18 protein-coding genes are annotated in these 17630 nt (G+C 43.8%); 13 read left to right on the top strand and 5 right to left on the bottom strand.

The genetic code is table 11. From position 1 onward, the window contains the following. The first annotated feature begins 280 nt into the window (after positions 1-280). The 3 genes from L4C44_RS06395 (at position 281) to L4C44_RS06385 (ending at position 3491) form a co-directional block, all read left to right on the top strand. Positions 281-1264: a CobW family GTP-binding protein gene (locus L4C44_RS06395; protein ID WP_428804631.1), complete on the top strand. Its 984-nt coding sequence runs from the start codon at positions 281-283 to the stop codon at positions 1262-1264. Between the two features lie 182 nt (positions 1265-1446). Then, positions 1447-2733: a DEAD/DEAH box helicase gene (locus tag L4C44_RS06390; protein WP_017631840.1), complete on the top strand. Its 1287-nt coding sequence runs from the start codon at positions 1447-1449 to the stop codon at positions 2731-2733. A 137-nt stretch (positions 2734-2870) separates the two neighbouring features. Then, complete coding sequence (locus tag L4C44_RS06385) at positions 2871-3491, top strand: LysE family translocator (protein WP_146490734.1); 621 nt, start codon at positions 2871-2873, stop codon at positions 3489-3491. Between the two features lie 257 nt (positions 3492-3748). Here the strand turns inward: L4C44_RS06385 and L4C44_RS06380 are convergent, their stop codons facing one another. Then, positions 3749-5776, bottom strand: a complete 2028-nt coding sequence (locus L4C44_RS06380; RefSeq protein ID WP_428804630.1) for a PhoX family protein — start codon at positions 5774-5776, stop codon at positions 3749-3751. A 255-nt stretch (positions 5777-6031) separates the two neighbouring features. Between L4C44_RS06380 and L4C44_RS06375 the strand changes: the two genes are divergently transcribed. The 5 genes from L4C44_RS06375 (at position 6032) to L4C44_RS06355 (ending at position 10363) form a co-directional block, all read left to right on the top strand. Further along, positions 6032-6373, top strand: a complete 342-nt coding sequence (locus L4C44_RS06375; protein ID WP_008219317.1) for a YggL 50S ribosome-binding family protein — start codon at positions 6032-6034, stop codon at positions 6371-6373. 384 nt (positions 6374-6757) lie between these two features. Next, positions 6758-7441: a spondin domain-containing protein gene (locus L4C44_RS06370; protein ID WP_428804629.1), complete on the top strand. Its 684-nt coding sequence runs from the start codon at positions 6758-6760 to the stop codon at positions 7439-7441. Positions 7442-7450: 9 nt separating this feature from the next. Further along, positions 7451-8131 (top strand): spondin domain-containing protein, encoded by a 681-nt coding sequence (locus L4C44_RS06365; protein WP_428804628.1) that lies wholly within the window; start codon positions 7451-7453, stop codon positions 8129-8131. Between the two features lie 81 nt (positions 8132-8212). After that, complete coding sequence (locus tag L4C44_RS06360; protein ID WP_428804627.1) at positions 8213-8944, top strand: response regulator transcription factor; 732 nt, start codon at positions 8213-8215, stop codon at positions 8942-8944. 45 nt (positions 8945-8989) lie between these two features. Then, positions 8990-10363: a sensor histidine kinase gene (locus L4C44_RS06355; RefSeq protein WP_428804626.1), complete on the top strand. Its 1374-nt coding sequence runs from the start codon at positions 8990-8992 to the stop codon at positions 10361-10363. A gap of 65 nt (positions 10364-10428) precedes the next feature. Here L4C44_RS06355 and L4C44_RS06350 read toward each other — a convergent pair whose 3' ends face one another. Then, positions 10429-10893 (bottom strand): exoribonuclease R, encoded by a 465-nt coding sequence (locus tag L4C44_RS06350; RefSeq protein ID WP_428804625.1) that lies wholly within the window; start codon positions 10891-10893, stop codon positions 10429-10431. Between the two features lie 159 nt (positions 10894-11052). Further along, positions 11053-11982, bottom strand: coding sequence for a DMT family transporter (locus tag L4C44_RS06345; protein ID WP_428804624.1), 930 nt, complete (start codon positions 11980-11982; stop codon positions 11053-11055). A 149-nt stretch (positions 11983-12131) separates the two neighbouring features. Between L4C44_RS06345 and L4C44_RS06340 the strand changes: the two genes are divergently transcribed. Beyond that, the gene (locus L4C44_RS06340; protein ID WP_102423585.1) at positions 12132-12590 is read left to right on the top strand and encodes an Lrp/AsnC family transcriptional regulator; all 459 of its coding nucleotides are present in this window, start codon (positions 12132-12134) and stop codon (positions 12588-12590) included. Between the two features lie 170 nt (positions 12591-12760). On the opposite strand, the gene L4C44_RS06335 is transcribed toward L4C44_RS06340, so the two are convergent. Continuing rightward, a complete protein-coding gene (locus tag L4C44_RS06335) occupies positions 12761-13003 on the bottom strand; it encodes a hypothetical protein (protein WP_146490726.1) in 243 nt (80 codons plus the stop codon). Between the two features lie 268 nt (positions 13004-13271). Continuing rightward, positions 13272-13847 carry a hypothetical protein gene (locus L4C44_RS06330; RefSeq protein ID WP_146490725.1) on the bottom strand — a complete coding sequence of 192 codons (576 nt, stop codon included), beginning with the start codon at positions 13845-13847 and terminating at the stop codon, positions 13272-13274. A gap of 96 nt (positions 13848-13943) precedes the next feature. Here L4C44_RS06330 and L4C44_RS06325 point away from each other — a divergent pair, with 96 nt between their 5' ends. From L4C44_RS06325 to L4C44_RS06310, 4 genes are all read left to right on the top strand, one after another. Continuing rightward, positions 13944-14621, top strand: coding sequence for an SH3 domain-containing protein (locus tag L4C44_RS06325; protein ID WP_285953575.1), 678 nt, complete (start codon positions 13944-13946; stop codon positions 14619-14621). Positions 14622-15151: 530 nt separating this feature from the next. Beyond that, positions 15152-15892, top strand: coding sequence for an SDR family oxidoreductase (locus L4C44_RS06320; RefSeq protein WP_146490723.1), 741 nt, complete (start codon positions 15152-15154; stop codon positions 15890-15892). 26 nt (positions 15893-15918) lie between these two features. Further along, positions 15919-17130: an acetyl-CoA C-acetyltransferase gene (locus L4C44_RS06315; RefSeq protein WP_146490722.1), complete on the top strand. Its 1212-nt coding sequence runs from the start codon at positions 15919-15921 to the stop codon at positions 17128-17130. A gap of 130 nt (positions 17131-17260) precedes the next feature. Then, entirely contained in the window at positions 17261-17608 is a 348-nt protein-coding gene (locus L4C44_RS06310) for a phasin family protein (RefSeq protein WP_055318901.1), read from the top strand. Positions 17609-17630: the final 22 nt, after the last annotated feature.

Genomic DNA, 17630 nt, shown 5'->3' with positions numbered 1-17630 from the left:
ATGGATTCAGAAACAAAGTTTTAGTTCCTCGTTAAATGTTCAGGTCGATATTTAAGGCTTCCTGATTCGCGAACTCACGATTGAGTAACGAGGGTGAGGCGTACTGAGTAAGTACGCCTTTAGTCTGTCTGGAGCATCCCATTTCCGCATTCTGCCTCTACTGTCTATCTCTTCTGATTATTTTCGCGCTAACCTTTATCAACGAATCTCAGTGTAAACAATCGATTGGGGTCAACTTTTTAGTGATTGAGTATATACTCCCTTAAAAAGGAGAACTGATATGACTAAAAAAGTTCCTACAAATATTATTACGGGTTTCTTGGGTGTTGGTAAAACGACAGCCATTTTGAACCTGTTAAAAAATAAACCTGAAAATGAAAACTGGGCTGTTCTGGTTAATGAGTTCGGGGAAATTGGTATTGATGGTGCATTGATGACAGATCAAGGCGCTTTGATTAAAGAAGTACCGGGTGGTTGCATGTGTTGTACAGCAGGCGTTCCTATGTCGGTGGGCATTAATGCCTTACTTCGCCAAAAGCCAGATCGTTTATTGATTGAGCCAACAGGGCTTGGTCACCCTAAACAAGTGATTGCAACGTTAACTTCAGAACAATACACACCTTATGTTGATTTAAAAGCGACGCTTGGTTTGGTAGACCCACGAAATCTATCTAATGAAAAGTACACGTCGAATCAGAATTTCAATGATCAACTAAACAGTGCAGATGTGATTCTTGGTACTAAGGTAGACCTTGTTCATTCTGAAGATATCGATGTGTTTAATGATTGGGTGACTGATCAAACGCCAGCAAAAGTCTTCCATAAGCTAATCCATGACGGCGAAGTGCCACTGGAAGTGTTGGACATTGAAAGAGTGTATGGCAGTGCTTCATCTCATATTGAAGCGCACCATCACGATCACGCTGAACAAGAACCTCAATTCCAACTTCCTCCCGGTGAAGCTTTCATCCGTAAAGAGAATAAAGGACAGGGTTATTTTAGTTGTGGATGGTTGTTTGGTGCAGAGCATAAGTTCGACTTTGATGCACTATTCTCAATGTTGTCTGATTTGACGGCTGAACGTGTAAAAGCCGTGGTGAATACAGACCAAGGTTGCTACGCGTTTAACGTGGCGAATCAAGTCGTGTCAGTCAATGAAATCACACTCGATGGCTTTGAATCTCGACTGGAAGTGATCGACTCACAGCTAATGCCATGGGGCGATCTCGAAAAGATTCTGCTCAAGCTGTGTGGCATCAAATAGCGCTATTTTTTCTGTTTTAACTAAGGATCTTGGTGTTTACTTCGTTTTAAGCGGTGCAAACACCAGATTAAATGAGAAAGTTTGCGTTATATCACGATAAATGTGAGATAAATCACTCTAATTACTTTATAGTGCTCGGCTGAAATAAGAATGTAGGCTGTCTGCTTAAGGAACCCGTAACAATGTCATTTTCCTCTCAAGGTTTTGCTCCTGAATTAGTCAAAGCGTTGACTGAGTGTGGTTATGAAAAACTCACTCCAATTCAACAAAAAGCGATTCCAATGGCTCGTAAAGGCCATGATATTTTTGCTACTGCTCAAACCGGTACGGGTAAAACAGCGGCATTCTCATTGCCTGTTATTCAGCACCTACTGAACAGCGGTAAAAAAGCATCTCGAGGAACGGCTCGCGGCCTTATTCTTGCTCCAACTCGTGAGCTTGCTGCGCAGATCGCTCAAAACATCAAAGACTACGTTAAATACACTGAACTAAGCGTTTCAGCGGTTTACGGTGGTAACAAGATGTCTTCACAGGTTCGTCAATTAGAGCTGGGTGTGGATATTCTGGTTGCGACTCCGGGCCGTTTAGAAGAGCACTTAGAAGCGGGTAACGTGTCTATTGCTAACCTAGAGTTCCTAGTGTTTGATGAAGCTGACCGTATCCTAGATATGGGTTTCATCAATGCTGTTCGTAAAATCATGCTGGATGTAGAAACATCGCCACAAATCATGATGTTCTCGGCGACAACATCGACTCAGTTGAATCAACTGTCAGTAGATATTTTACGTAAACCAAAACGTATTAGTGTTGAGCGTGAAAACTCAACGGCTGCTACTGTCGGCCACGTGGTTTACCCAGTGGATCAAGAACGTAAAACAGAACTGCTTTCTGAACTGATTGGTCGTAAAAACTGGCGCCAAGTGCTTGTTTTTGTGAACTACAAAGAAACAGCGAACGATGTAGTTAAAGAGCTTAAGCTAGATGGCATTAAAGCAGTATTGTGTCACGGTGATAAAGCGCAAAGTGCTCGTCGTCGTGCTCTAGACGATTTTAAAGAAGGTAAAGCGCGTGTAATGGTAGCAACAGACGTTGCGGCTCGTGGTCTTGATATCGAAGACTTACCACACGTAATCAACTACGACATGCCTTTCCTAGCAGAAGACTATGTTCACCGTATTGGACGTACTGGTCGTGCAGGTAAGCAAGGTCATGCTGTGTCTTTCGTTAACCGCGAAGAAGAGTTAACCGTGGTTCAGGTTGAGAAATTGATTCAACAACGTATTCGTCGTGTTGAACAACCAGGTTACGAACCGAAGAAGCGCGACGCTTACATTGAAAAGCTGAACACCAAGTCGGCTTACAAAAACCGCCAAGGTCGTAAGAACAACGCGAACGAAGAGCCTCAAGATCAAGCGAGTGCGGAACGTCGTTTGACTATGATGAAGCGAATTAAAAACCGTCGTAAGTAAAATTACGGTTGGTAATGAAAAAGAGCCACTGTATTGTGGCTCTTTTTCGTTGTGTCGCTAAATACAAGGTCGCTCCTTACAAAGACAGTTCAACAAGCTAAAACACTCAAATAAAAATAAGTCGATAAGGTAATAATATGGATAGCGCGCTACTTTGGGCTTTTATTCCCACGTTTTTCTTTGTGTCAATCACACCTGGCATGTGTATGACCTTGGCGTTAACGTTGGGCATGAGCATCGGTTACAAGCGTACATTATGGATGATGATCGGTGAACTGGCTGGCGTCGCGGTAGTTTCAGTGGCCGCAGTATTGGGTATAGCTTCGATCATGCTGAATTACCCATGGTTATTTACAGGCTTCAAGTTTGTGGGCGCAGGGTACTTGTTCTATTTAGGCGTTCAGATGTGGCGTTCAAGAGGCAAACTGGCGATCAGTACTGATAATCAAGAAGCTCAAGTGAACAATGATTGGGACTTGGTGGTTCAAGGCTTCGTGACTGCAATTGCGAACCCGAAGGGGTGGGCATTTATGATCTCTCTGCTTCCTCCTTTTATCAACAGCAGTAAAGATTTAGCGCCTCAACTGATGATTTTGGTGTCTATTATCTTGGCTTCTGAATTTGTTTGTATGACTCTGTACGCGACAGGCGGTAAGAGCCTTAAACACATGCTCGGCAAGGCTGACAATGTGAAGTTGATGAACCGTATTGCCGGCACGCTAATGATGGGCGTGGGTGTATGGTTGTTCGTGAGTTAATTCTGCTTTAACGACAACGGGTAGAGAGATCCTCGACTCAGTCGTTCCTCCTTCTCGAGGATGACGCGTGCTTGGGATGATGAGTACTTAGGATTACGGTGAGTTTTGAAAATTCGGATTCTTACTTAAACCAAAGAATGAATAGAATATAAAAAGAGCGATAGGGCAATTAGCCTTATCGCTCTTTTTGATTTTACTTAGCTAGCGAACAGAAACTAGATAGCAGTAAGATTGCTGACCTTAGCTAGATTTGCTTATTAAACCGCGATTTCACCACCGTCTTCACGGCGAATGACAACTGTCGATGCTCTCGGGCGAACATTGCCTTGAGTTTGAGCCGTTGCATCTTCAGACGATGGCCAGTTTGCTGGGTGTTGAATGTTGACGAACAGTGATTTGAAGTCTGGGCTGATAGTAAAGCCAGTCACTTCACAACCGTTTGGACCAACAAAAAAGCGCTTAAGTTGTGCTTGGTTGTTAGCATCGATCACCGTGCTGTTGCCTTTATCATCCGTTAACTGAGACGGAACCACAGCCAGCATTTGGTCGTTGGTGTAGCCCGTTACTTCGTCTGCGCCGTTATCAGTTTGAATCCACAGGATGCCACGAGCATCAAACGCTAAGCCGTCAGGGCTCGCGAATTGGTTCATGTCTGTTAGACCAGAGCGGTTGATAGATTTGTCTTCCACGGCTGGAGAGCCGAATACAAAGATATCCCAATCAAATTCGCCTGCCGTTTTGCCTTCGTCCCAACGGATAACATGACCAAACTTATTGTTTACGCGAGGGTTCGCTGAATTGGCTTCTTTACGCTTGTTGTTATTAGTTAGCGTTAGGTAAGCGGTACCTGTCATTGGGTCAACAGAGCACCATTCAGGACGGTCCATAGGGGTTGCGCCTACAAGGTCGGCTGCACCTGCGGTATTAACGATAAGTGCTGCTTGAGAGTCAAACGTATCACCTAGCTTGCCACCGTTGGTGGTTTTGCTGTTTAGTGTTAGCGGTAACCATGTGCCCGAACCATCATCGTTGAACTTAGCTACGTAAAGCGTGCCTTTGTCCATGTATTTGTCGCCCGCACTTAGTCGGTTGCTTGGCTCAGCGTCACGCGGGTCCCATTTCGCTTCAGAAACAAATTTGTATAGGTATTCGAAACGAGAATCGTGGCCAGAGTAGAATACGATCGGCTCGCCTTCGGTTAGCTTACCAAACGTACAACCTTCGTGACGGAAACAACCCAGAGCAGATCGCTTCTTAGCACGTGAGTTTGCTGTGTATGGGTCGATCTCAACAATGTAGCCGTGACCGTGTGCTTCGTTACGGTAATCGTCCATTGGAGAATCAGCGGTTGGTGTCACGTCAAAACGTGCAAACTCATCCAAGCGTTCTTGTTTGTCACCAGAAAGCGTGTCCCAACCGTAGCGAGTTTTGTCAGTAGCGATGCCGATACGTTCTTGAGCCGGTGTAGTTGCACCTTTATTGACAAAGTAACCCGGCCAGTTCTCTTCACAAGTTAGGTAAGTGCCCCAAGGTGTGTAGCCGTTGCCACAGTTATTTAATGTGCCGCGAGCTTGGCTGCCGTCTTGTGAGAATCTGGTTTTGGTAAACTCACTGTGAGCGACAGGGCCAGATAGATCCATGACTGTCGCGCCTGTGTAGCGGCGGTTAAGCGGATCGTCGTCGACCATTACCCATTGGTTGCCTTCAAGCTTAACGCGAACAACACTCACGCCGTGTGCGTTAATCTCTTTGCGTACTTCATCAATGTTAGGACGAGCGCCTTCATTGTATGTCGGGCCGTTAGCGTGCAGGGCTTTTTGGTCAATGTATTCGTGGTTGATCACCAACAAACCATCATTGCTGTTGCCATCAAGCGGGAAGAAGTGCATGCCATCGTGGTGCATTCCCAGTGCATTAGCTTGGTCTTGTGCGTTGTTTGTACCGTCTTTTAACCAAGCATTACCTTGCTTGTTAAGTGGCGTGCCCCAAGGAACGAGCACTTGTGCTGTGTAGCCTTTCGGTACGACAACACTGTCAGTCAATGAGCCTTTAACCGATTCAAACGCTAGAGTTGCGGTGCTTTTCTGCGCGCCCGTTGCTTGCATTGTGGCGGCGTTTGCTGTGCTGTGACCCGCTAAACCAAACGCGCCAAAAGCGGTCATTGCACTGATGCCTAATCCGCCTTTTAACACGTTTCTTCTTGAAAGGTTTGCATCTAGAACTTCTTCGAAGGGTTTGTTTTTACTCTTATTAAAACGAGTGCTATCAAATGTTTCCTTGCTCATTGCGACTGCTTCCTATTGGCTGGCTTTATTATTCGTTATTTATGACTTACCCGCGTACTAATGAATTGGTTAATAACTTGGGTAAAGTGTGTGACCAATCGTGAAGCAGTTAAGTGACAGATTTTTATAGTTTTTATTAAGCTTTTGTTTCTGTAGCACGATTTTTGCCATAACACTTCTCATGCAAGACAAAACACTTGGGGATTGGGTTAGAACTGTGTATAAATGCTTAATCAAATGAAAAGAGAGACAGTTATGAAATTAGATAAAATCGAAAACAAAAATCGTCGCCTACGCAAAAAGCTATACCTAGGTGAATTCGCGATTCTGGGTTTTGAAGTAAGCTGCAAGACATCGATTGCTGATTTTGACCAATACGATGTGTTCATTGACGAGTTCATCGATTTCATCGACAGCATCGGCTTATGCTTTGGTGGCGGTGGCCTTGAGCTGTTTGAAGGTTTCTTGTGTTCTATCGAGCGATACCGTTCAGTAACTGAAGCAGAGCAGCTGCAAGTTGCACAATGGCTTGAAGCGCGTGCTGAAGTGACGAAAGTTGAAGTCAGCGAGCTTATTGACGCAAACTACGCGTTCTAAATTGATGTTGTATTGTTAGCTTTGCTTAGAGGTCTACACGGCTTTTAGAACGAGCAACAATACACAAAAACAGAGGCCGAATCGGTATGTCGATTCGGCCTTTTTGTGTTTTCTTCCTTTCTTATTCTCTTTTTAATGTTTCCCTCTTGCTTTGTGAATCGATCAATTTCTCTTAGATATCAGCGTTCTATGGCTACTTGTCTGGGCTGTAATAAGTTTGGATAAACTTGTGAGACTTTTATGAGAATTCAATGAAGTTACTGATAGATTCGATCGCCATTCTTAGAGTCAACAACACCACAGTTCGTGGCTGACTAGATAACACGTATTTCGATGTTATTGATTCGCCAGTCACGAAAGGACTCGATAAAGGATGGAATCAATATGAATAAACGTACTCAAATCAGCTTAGTGATCAGCTCGGCTATGCTGGCCTTCGGAGCGGCTCAAGTTCAGGCTGCTGAGCTTGAAGTCACTGTCACTAATGCAACGAAAGGGATCTACTTTACGCCAATCTTGGCAGCGGCTCATGATTCAAGCTTGTTCATGTTTAGAACAGGGGAAACCGCTTCTGCTGAGTTGGAATCCATGGCGGAAGGTGGAGACATCTCGGGATTATCTGGTGTAATCGCTAATGCAGGTGGTGTCGTCGTTGATAACCCTGCTAGTGGCATTCTTGACCCAGGTGTCGCGACCACATTCGATATTGATACGGGTGATTTAGCTTACTTGTCACTAGGCGCGATGTTGTTGCCGACCAACGATGGTTTTGTTGGATTAGACAGCTGGAAAATCCCAACTCAAGCCGGTACCTATAAAGCCACACTGAATGGTTATGATGCAGGTACTGAAGCCAATGATGAGTTGGCTGGTAGTATGCCAAATCCGCCTTTCATTACGTTTGGCGCTGGTGGTACAGGTGTAGAAACTGCCGTGTCTAACGCTAAGGTTCATATTCATCCGGGTAACATTGGTGATAGTGATGCTGCAGGCGGTATTAGTGACCTCGATAGCAGTAGCCATCGCTGGTTAAACCCTGTGGCAACCATCACTATCGTCGTGAAGTAAGGGGGATGTATGAAAGCTAGAATTTTATTTATCGCTGCTTCAGTCGCCGTATTGGCCGGTTGTCCTGATGATGGCGATGATTACTACCGTTACGATGTGAGTGTTACTAACCTCACGCCCAACCAACCCATGTCGCCACTCGCAGTGCTGACGCACAACACCAGTTTTGATCTGTTTGAAATCGGCCAAAGTGCTTCCGTTGACCTTGAATACTTAGCTGAAGGCGGCAGTAATGCTGAACTCCTAGCGCTCAGCGACAGCGACGCTAATGTTTATCAGGGCATCTCAGGAAATGGGCTGATTCTTTCCGGAGAACAAGACATGGTGTCTATTCGTGTCGATCTAAATCAAGAAGGGTACATCTCCGTTGCTTCAATGCTAGTCAACACCAATGATGCGTTTGTTGGTGAATCTGGTTTATCGCTGAAATCGTTAGCGGTGGGTGACACGTTCACGATGAATATGAATGTGTGGGATTCAGGAACGGAGCTCAACGACGAGCTTGCAGAAACCATTCCTGGGCCTGCTGGTGGTGGGGAAGGTTTTAACAGTGATAGAAACGACACCGATGTCGTCAGCTTCCACTCTGGTGTCATCAGCCAAGATGATGGTCTAGCTACCTCTGCATTAAGTGGCAATCATCGTTTCCTTAACCCCGGTGCGCGAATCACTATTACTCGCACTGAGTAACTGGTTGAACACACGATGAAAGAATTCCTGCTCTGTTCCGGTCAATTGAAAGGTGGGCAGACTCCGAATAGAGCAGGGATAATGAACAGTGCTGCGGTAAATTTGATGGCAAACATATTGTTAGTTGAAGACGATGACGACTTGGCCGAGCTAGTGCAGATGCACCTCAAGTTCCAAGGGCATGACGTTGTAAGAACCAACTCAATTGAAAAGGCTCAAGCGCTATATCAGGGAAGCCAGTTTGATTTGATCGTGCTTGATCGAGGCTTACCTGATGGCGATGGTCTCGATTTCTGTCGATTGTTACGTCAGCAAGAAGACTGGAGGCCTGTTCTAATGCTTACAGCAAGAGATACTGAGCTAGATAAGGTGTCGGGTTTAGAAGCTGGGGTTGATGACTACATAACCAAGCCTTTCAGTGTGCTCGAGTTTCAAGCTCGAGTAAGGAACGTACTGCGTCGCTTAAGTCACTCTGAAGCAACAGTGAAAGATCCGCAATCACCCGAATCCGTAATGAACTTTGGTGGGCTTACCATCCAACCTGAGCGTCATCAGGTTTCTTTGAATAATCAAGATGTCCCACTGACAGCAACCGAGTTTACGTTACTGCACTTTTTAGCCACCCGACCGGGACGTGTCTATAGCAAAGACGAACTGCTCAATCACGTTTGGAATACCGATCATTCTGGATATCACCACACGGTGTGTAGCACGGTTAACCGCTTGAGAACTAAGTTGGCCATGCCGAATAGCGACGATGATTTCATTAAAACCGTTTGGGGTGTTGGTTATAAGTTCGAGTCGAAAGTTTAGACCTATGTGTCGCGTCCTAAGCTTAAGAGCCATCGAGGAGAGAACATGAGTTTCAAATCGCGTTTAGTGTTGTTTACCAGTTTGTGGTTTCTGCTCGTGAGTGTGGTGATTGCCTACACGTATCATTGGCAAAAAGAGACCATAGAACAAAGAACTAAACAAAGCTTACACAAAGAGCTCGCGGTTCACATGCGCGATGATAACCCTCTGATGATTGGGACTGACTACAACCCCAAAGCCCTTAAATCCATATTTCATACATTGATGTTGATTGGTCCCGATTTCGACATTTATTTTCTCGACAGCCAAGGAAATATCACGACGCACGCTGCGCCAGAAGGCACTGTGTTGGCAAGCCAGATAGACTTAGCACCCATTAGACAATTTTTAAATGACGAGCCTTATCCGATTCTTGGCGAAGACCCGATCAATCCTGATTCTCGTAAGGTATTTTCCGTTGCTGCGATTGAAGAGTTGGGTTCAACAGTTGGGTATCTGTATGTGTTGATTGGCAGTAATCGCCATACCGTGATTGCTAATTCGCAAGTCGACACACCTTATATGGCGCTAGCAGGACTTATGCTGATCTCTATCTTAGGTTTTGCGATTGGGGCTTACCTGCTCGTGAAACGCAGCCTCTTAAACCCTATCGAAGAAGTTACAAACAAACTGCAGCAGCAAGCAGAACAAGATTTCCGTCTTGACCCCAACTTCATTCATCAAGTACCGGAGTTGGTGCCGATTGCACGCTCTTATCAGTTGATGGCGAAACACATTCAACAGCAATTCTTACAGCTTGAATATCAGTCATCACATCGCAGACAAAGCTTATTGCAGCTCAGTCATGATTTGAAAACGCCATTGTCGAGCGTGTTGGGTTATCTAGAAACGTGGAAGATTCAAAACCCGCAATCAGACCCATTAATTGACGTTGCTTATCGCAATGGCAATAAACTGTCTGAACAACTTCACTCATTACTTGATAGTGCCAAACATGACAATCCTGTCCCGACTTATCAATACGCGTCGATAGATTTGAATGGGTTACTGAGTGAATGTTTAGACACGATTCAAAGTCAGTATCGCCATAAAGATGTCGAACTTAAGGTAGACATGCCTGATGGAGTAAAAGCGGCTGGTGACAGTGACTTGCTTGAAAGGTTGATTTTGAACTTATTAGATAATGCGTTGAGGCATAGCCCAAGTGGGACAGCAGTTTCACTGAGTGTGGATTTAGAACCGGATTCGAAGCGGGTGAGAGTCGTGATTCACAATGAGGTGGAGCAGGAAGCGCCGAATGGTTCATTGGGAATAGGAACCAAGATCGCTCAATCGATACTGATGTTGCATCACAGTGTGCTAGAAACAACAAAGGCAGAGAACTCATTTCAGCAAAGTTTTTATTTGCCTTCGATATAGCTCTTTCTGCCTTTGGTATTCGCTGGGCTGTTTTTGAATTGCAGCCAGCTAAAGATTAAGCAAGGTTACGCGTCTTTCTTATCTTCGTTGCCTTCATTTACTTTTGCGTAGAAGTGAAGCAACTCAGTTAACTCTTTAACCCAACCGAATGCATCTTTAGGTGCGTTCTTTAAGATCTTCTCTACTTTCTCGCAGTGCACTTCAATCGCAATAGCTTCTTCAAGGTTGAAAGAGATTGAGTAGAAGTGCCAAAGCAGTAGGCGAGTCATGCGCTCGATGTTTTGTTGTGAGTTATCCGACTCAGAAAACGCTAGGTTAACTTCGCCAAGTGCAATAGCCGTCATTCGTAGCATCGCATCGAATTTTGCTGACTGCATGCGCTCTTCGCTGGTCACTTCTTCTTGTTCGAACGTGAACAATTCTGTCATTGCGTCTTCAGGAACAAGGCGATGGATCATTCTTAAACTAAATTCTTCTAGTTCATGACGAGGCATGGTGATTAAACAATTTAAGGTGTAGTCGCGTTGCATGGTGTTCTCTTGAATCTGCAAAAAGGTCAGACAGTTTAATGGAGAAGCGAGCTTAGAAAAAGCAGATTTTAGATAAGCCTTCCTTTGTAGGCTTATCTAGATGTCGCATACCTGAAAAGTCGCCATCGAACTGCTTGAAATGGTGAACATTAAAAGCAATTACGCTTTGCTATGACTTGGTGGCTGATATTGCATGGATTGGTCGTTTCTCATGAAGATATTGCTCGCGACTAAGCTACCGATGCAAATAGAACCAAGGGCAAGCCAAGTCATTGCATCTGGTACTTCGTTAAACAGTGGAATTGCCAATAGTGTTGCGACGGCAGGTGTCGCGCTTCCAAACGCAGCAGAACGCTCTGCCCCTAAGGTATTAACCGCATATAGGTAAGTGAATGCGGCAATCAAACCCGCTCCAACACCTTGTACCATTGAATGAATGGCTAGCTCTGTAAAAGGCCAGTGAGCGATAGGGGTATCCATTAAATGGCTAGGGAGCTTTCCGGTGAGGATAAGCAGCACTAACAACAAAGTAGAGCAGAGAGAAATAAACCCTGCACTGACCAAAGCATCTAGGTTGGCGACACGGGCAGAGATAGTGAAGGTTGCCCACATCAAGCTCCCGCACAGGAACAGTAAGTGACCTTTGGTGTATTCAAAATTGAAGCTACTCAAACTGCTCCCCAAGAACAGCACAATACCAAGTAGCACCAAAGCTAGGCCAACGATTCGGTGTCGGCTGAGTGGTTGCTTAAAAAAGAGTACTGCAATTCCTGTGACGAACAGCGGAAGTGTCCCCGGAACTAACGCACTGCCATGTGATACGGGGACAAACTGCATGGCCGTTCCGGCAACAAGTAGATAAGGCAATCCGCTACCCACAAACATACCCGTTAGATATCGTTTAGGGACGACTGCAATGGCGCAGCGTGCTTTCCACATCAACGGTAATAGCACCAAAGCCGGTATGAGAAATCTTGTGAGAGCGATATCTGCAGGTGTTAAATCTGAATTCGCGCCGCCTTTAAGAGAAAGGAAAAAGCTCGCCCAGATCAGCAGAGTGACGGTAATTGATAGATAGCCAAGGTTCATAATAAACAATGAAAGTGAATGATGACTAATTATGGAGGAGAGCTCGTGCCTCAAGTTGGCAAGTTTCGTTCTAACTTGACCTATCATTGAGGATTTCTGCTAACATTCTTTCAATTGTTAACGAATTGAACTAATGAATGGCTTTCACTATGGACAGAATTGATAGACATCTTCTCGAGTTGCTGCAAAAGGACGGTAGATTGACCACAGCAGAGTTAGCTGATGAAGTCGGCTTATCCCCGTCACCTTGTGCTAGACGTATCAAAAGGCTTGAAGAAAAAGGCATTATCGACGGTTACCGCGTGAGCTTATCTCGAGAGAAGGTGGGTGTGGCGATGAGTGTGTTTGTCGAAGTGAGCCTAAACAACCACCAAGAAGTGTCGATCGATAAGTTCGAAGGTGCCATTGTCGAGATGGAGGAGGTGATCAGCTGCCATGTCGTTTCTGGCGCTTATGATTATCTGTTAGAAGTCGTTAGCCCGAACCTGATGGCCTATGAAGCGTTTACCAGAAAGCTTCAGCGTCTCTCTAACGTTAAAGACATCCATACTCATCTAGCGATAAGACAAGTGAAAGGCAATGCGCCGCTTCCTGTTTACACCGACTAAGCAGAGGGAAAGTGTGAGTGTTATCGAGTATAGTGAGCTGAAAACGAAATGGTTTGATCTTTGGATAACAATGCGAAGGTGACAAAAGATCTTCCACAAAATGACAAAATCACGGCAATAAAAAACGGAGCACCTCGTGAAAGGTACTCCGTATATGATAGGTGCAAAACTTAGTGATACTTAAAGTGAGAGATTGAACAATCCCCAGTTTGTGCATTAATTCTGAATGAAAAAGCATGTGAATGGTAATCCACACCATCATTCCAAATTGTTTCTCCAAATATCTTACATAGCTCTAGCTCACTTACTGAACCGAACTCTTCCATGTGTTTAGCTACAGATAAAAGTTTACCTCTTATCTCTGCAGTCCATTCCGTGTTACTCAAGCAGTTGAAAGCCATAGTCTTTTGCATATTACCTAGCCAAAATGTTTCTTGTTATTAAGTTATATGAAGATTCATGATAACAATTTTCTGGCGTTTGTAAATCTATTTTGTGATGAATATCTCACATACTCGCTTGCATTGGTCGGAAATTGAACTTCATTGTTGATAGTTAGCACATTAGTTTTACAACTTATTGATAAAACTTTGATTAGCGAGCTCTTAGAATATTATGAACTGGGTAGAACATATTTATCGGAAAAGTCCAGTCGAACAGTGAGGTGATCTAATGGTTTCTTCAGTTTGATACATCGCTTACCGGTTGGTTTGTGTGGCGTGCTTCATCAAGCATCGTAGCTTCTGTACGGTATATTGTAGACAGCTGCCGAAATTTTTCACTGAGTGTATAGAGATCTCGAGAGAGTGATTGTGAGCTTTGTACGTGCACCTGCGCGCTTTCTGTTTGTCTCGGTAGTTTTGCTCTAGCACAATGTTTAGCGACGGCTTGCCAAGAATGTGTGAGAGACTCTGCCCCATCTAACTCGGTAGACACAACGTATGCCTGTTTTAATAGAACCTCAGAGACATTGTAAGCGGTATTCATATGACTATTGAGCTGTACATTAAACCTTTGTTCGTACTTTGCCCAAAGCTTAATGATCTGCTTTTTGGTGAAATGTTTGGATAACAGCGTTTGTGACTTGTAGGTTGAGAGAACTTGGTTGAATTCTTTGGTGTATTGGTTGTAACGTCCTTCAAATGAGAGCTGGCGATCCAACAGTATTTGCCAGTTTTCACTGCTACATTGGTTTGCTAGCACGACATTAGTACTCAAAGGTACACACACAATGATAACCTTCACCCAAAAACTCATGACTTTCCTCTACTTACCGCGTTCTCTATATAGAGTATAGATGAGCAGCAGCATGAGTTGGTGTACACTTGAACCATACCTAAAACGGAAGAGCTGGTGGATTTGATGAAAAAAGCGCTGATCGCTTTACTTGTGTTGTTAATATTGGGAGGAGGAGCTGCGTATTACTTCTTGATCATGAATAAAGCCCCAATTCCACCAGAGAAAATAGAAGAGCCAGCTGTAGAAGTTACTCAGCAGTCAGAATCTGACCTTGCACCCATAATGGATCTTCAGCCTGAACCAGAACAGACGGAATTTTACGTTTTGGATAGAAAGCTTGAAGTGGTAGAACAGCCTGAAATTGATGGGTTGATAACAGATTATCTCTACAAAGGTGAAAAGATCGAAGTGTTAGAGAAACAAGGCGAATGGGCTCGTATCTCTGATTATATTGTTCTCAAAGAAGGTGGCCCGCAGACAGCTGAATGGGTGTCTATGTCAGGTCTATCTAATGATGAAGTGATTATCTCAGAAAAAGAAAGCAAAGAGATATTAGATTCCTATTTGGTTAAGTCTGATGACCTCAAGATTCATCAAGAGAAATTCCGTAATTCGGTGGCTAAACTGATCTCTGAAGGGGAGTGTGTCCCAAGTGATTTTGAAGAACTCGGCGGGTGGGTGAAATCGGTTAAGTACAGCAATCGAGATGTTTATTTTATTTATTGTGGTGGGTTGTCCCTTGAAAATAAAATTTATCTTGATGTAAATACAAATGAAATATTTATGAGGTAGAACCCCACGCTCTATTTATTAATAATGTTTACTTAAGCCCACTCATAGATTGAGTGGGCTTTTTTTGCCTATTCATAATGTTCAGTTTTCCAATCCAGAACGTTAATTATATTGAGTTTTATATGGAATGATAAGGAACCATTTATTAATGGCTAATAAGAGTTTTATTATTATTACCATGATCAATCGTTTCAAAATCTCACTTTGCATTCTTCTTGAAACAAGCTAAGAAATATGGGTTTATCTCTTGTTAACAATGACTTATCTACTTGGTGATAAAGTTGAAAGTAAATAAATCTTTTTGATATCAGCATCTTGCATTAGTTTACATGTTCGCAACATTTCATTGGTTTTGAGAGGGAAGTCAAGTTTTTAATCATAAGATATAAATATTTTCCATTTGTAATAATATTTTTTGATTTTGAGTTGTAGGGTTTAATTAAAGCAAAACGTAAAGTTTAATTATCAACTAAGACATTATCTTATTAACATCATTGTTATTTAATTGCTTGTAAGGGATGGAACCATTAATGAAAAAGCTTGCTTTAATTACAGGGTCAAAAGGCGGTATCGGCTCAGCAATTTCCTCTAAATTAGTTGCAGACGGTTATCGTGTCATCGCGACTTATTTTACAGGAAACTACCAATGTGCATTGGAATGGTTTAACGAAAAAAAATTCACCGAAGATCAAGTGAGATTGTTTGAATTAGATGTTACCAATACTGCGGAATGTGCGCTGAGCTTAAGCAAGTTGTTAGAAGAAGAAGGCACTGTGGATGTACTGGTCAACAACGCAGGTATTACTCGTGATAGCGTATTTAAAAAGATGGATGCTGAAGCATGGAAAGAGGTTATCGAAACGAACTTAAACAGTTTGTTCAACGTGACTCAACCTTTGTTCGCTCCTATGTGCGAAAAGGGTAATTGTCGAGTCATCAATATCTCTTCCGTCAATGGTCTTAAAGGTCAATTCGGACAAACTAACTACTCGGCAGCGAAAGCTGGAATGATTGGTTTCTCTAAAGCTTTGGCTGCGGAAGGCGCTCGTAGTGGCGTAACAGTGAACGTAATTGCCCCTGGCTACACAGCAACTCCTATGGTTGAGCAAATGAAGCCTGAAGTACTGGATTCAATCAAGAACCAAATCCCGATGAAACGCTTAGCAACACCTGTTGAAATTGCGGACGCAGTGGGCTTTTTAGCGAGTGAATCTGGCGCGTACATTACAGGCGAAACATTGTCTGTGAATGGCGGCTTGTACATGCACTAATTGGCGAAACTGAAGGGAATGGAATGATGGAAAAAGTATTTATTGTTGCAGCTAAGCGCACTCCTATTGGTGCATTCACCGGGTCACTAAAAAACGTATCTGCTGGTGATTTGGCTGGCGTTGCTATCAAAGGCGCACTTGAGTCTGTCGATCTTGCGTTGGATGCGATTGATGAAGTGATTGTCGGCAACGTGATTTCGGCAGGTCAAGGCATGGGGGTTGCTCGTCAGGCTTCCATCTATGCAGGGTTACCTGAGGAAACACCTGCATACGGCGTGAACATGATTTGCGGCAGCGGCATGAAATCAGTGATGGATGCAGCGGCGCACATCAAAGCACAAGATGCTGAAGTCGTTATTGCTGCTGGCGTTGAAGTCATGTCTCAAATTCCTTTTGTGGTACCAGCGAGCGTTCGTAACGGTCACAAAATGGGTGACATCTCAATGAAAGACTTACTGGTTGGTGATGGCTTAACCGATGCGTTTAATCACTACCACATGGGCATGACCGCTGAAAATATCGCGAATACGTTGAATATTTCTCGCCTTGCTCAAGATAACTATGCCCTAGAAAGCCAACAGAAAGCAGTCGCGGCGATTGAAGCGGGTAAGTTTAACGATCAAATTGTGCCTGTAGAAGTTAAGCAGCGTCGACAAACTGTCACTTTTGATACCGATGAGTACCCGAAGTCAGACGCAACCTTCGAAGGTCTACAAAAGCTTCGCCCAGCATTTGACCGTGAAGGGTCTGTCACTGCGGGTAACGCTTCGGGCATCAATGATGGCGCGAGTGCAATCATCTTAGCGTCTGAATCGGCGGTAGTGAAACATGGTCTAACACCTTTAGTGGAACTGACCAGTTACGCACAGTCAGGTCTGGACCCAAAGATTATGGGGTTAGGCCCAGTAGAAGCCGTTTCTAAAACGCTTGATAAGGCGAATCTAACTCTAGAAGAAGTAGATTTGTTTGAATTGAATGAAGCGTTTGCAGCACAAGCTCTTGGCGTAATGTACCAATTGTCAGAGCAGCATGACTTACCGCTTGATGAGTTCAAGCCAAAGGTCAATGTGAATGGTGGTGCAATCGCGCTTGGCCATCCTTTAGGTGCTTCAGGCAATCGAATTATTGTTTCACTCATCCATGAAATGCTTGAACAGAAAACGACTTATGGCGTTGCTTCACTCTGTGTGGGTGGAGGAATGGGAACCGCTGTTTTGCTAAAAGGTATTGAAGGTTAGAGCCTGATATATCGGTAGCAATCTTAAATATCGGATCAGCTTTTCAAAGCATCGTGAGTTAATCGATGAGCGTTGGCTGAAACGATAGTGACACAAATTTATTAAACTATGTATTCATCAGGAGTTACTTATGTACACGGATATTTTCAAAACAATTACTGACCAAACTGAAAAGCAATTTGAACCGTACTTAAAGTTCAACAAGTTGGTTGCAAAGAACGTCCAAACGATGACTGAACTGCAAATGAATGCAATGCAGACTTACACGGACATGGGTCTTGCGCAAATGAAAGCAGTGACTGAAATCAAAGACGTGGCTAGCCTAACGGCGTTCAACAGCCAGCAACTAGCAGCGCTAACTCAACTGTCTCAACAGATGATGAGTGATAGCTCAAAAATGCAAGCTGCTGCAAAAGAGTTCAAAGAAGATGTTGAAACACTAACAACTGAAAACTTGAAAACAGTTACACCTGCATAAATTTAATCGCCGTCGAGTTAGC

The organism is Vibrio satsumensis (assembly GCF_050337435.1).
Classification (GTDB): domain Bacteria; phylum Pseudomonadota; class Gammaproteobacteria; order Enterobacterales; family Vibrionaceae; genus Vibrio; species Vibrio satsumensis.
Note: the sequence above shows the minus strand (reverse complement) of the source record. Positions and strands in the feature narration are given on the sequence as shown.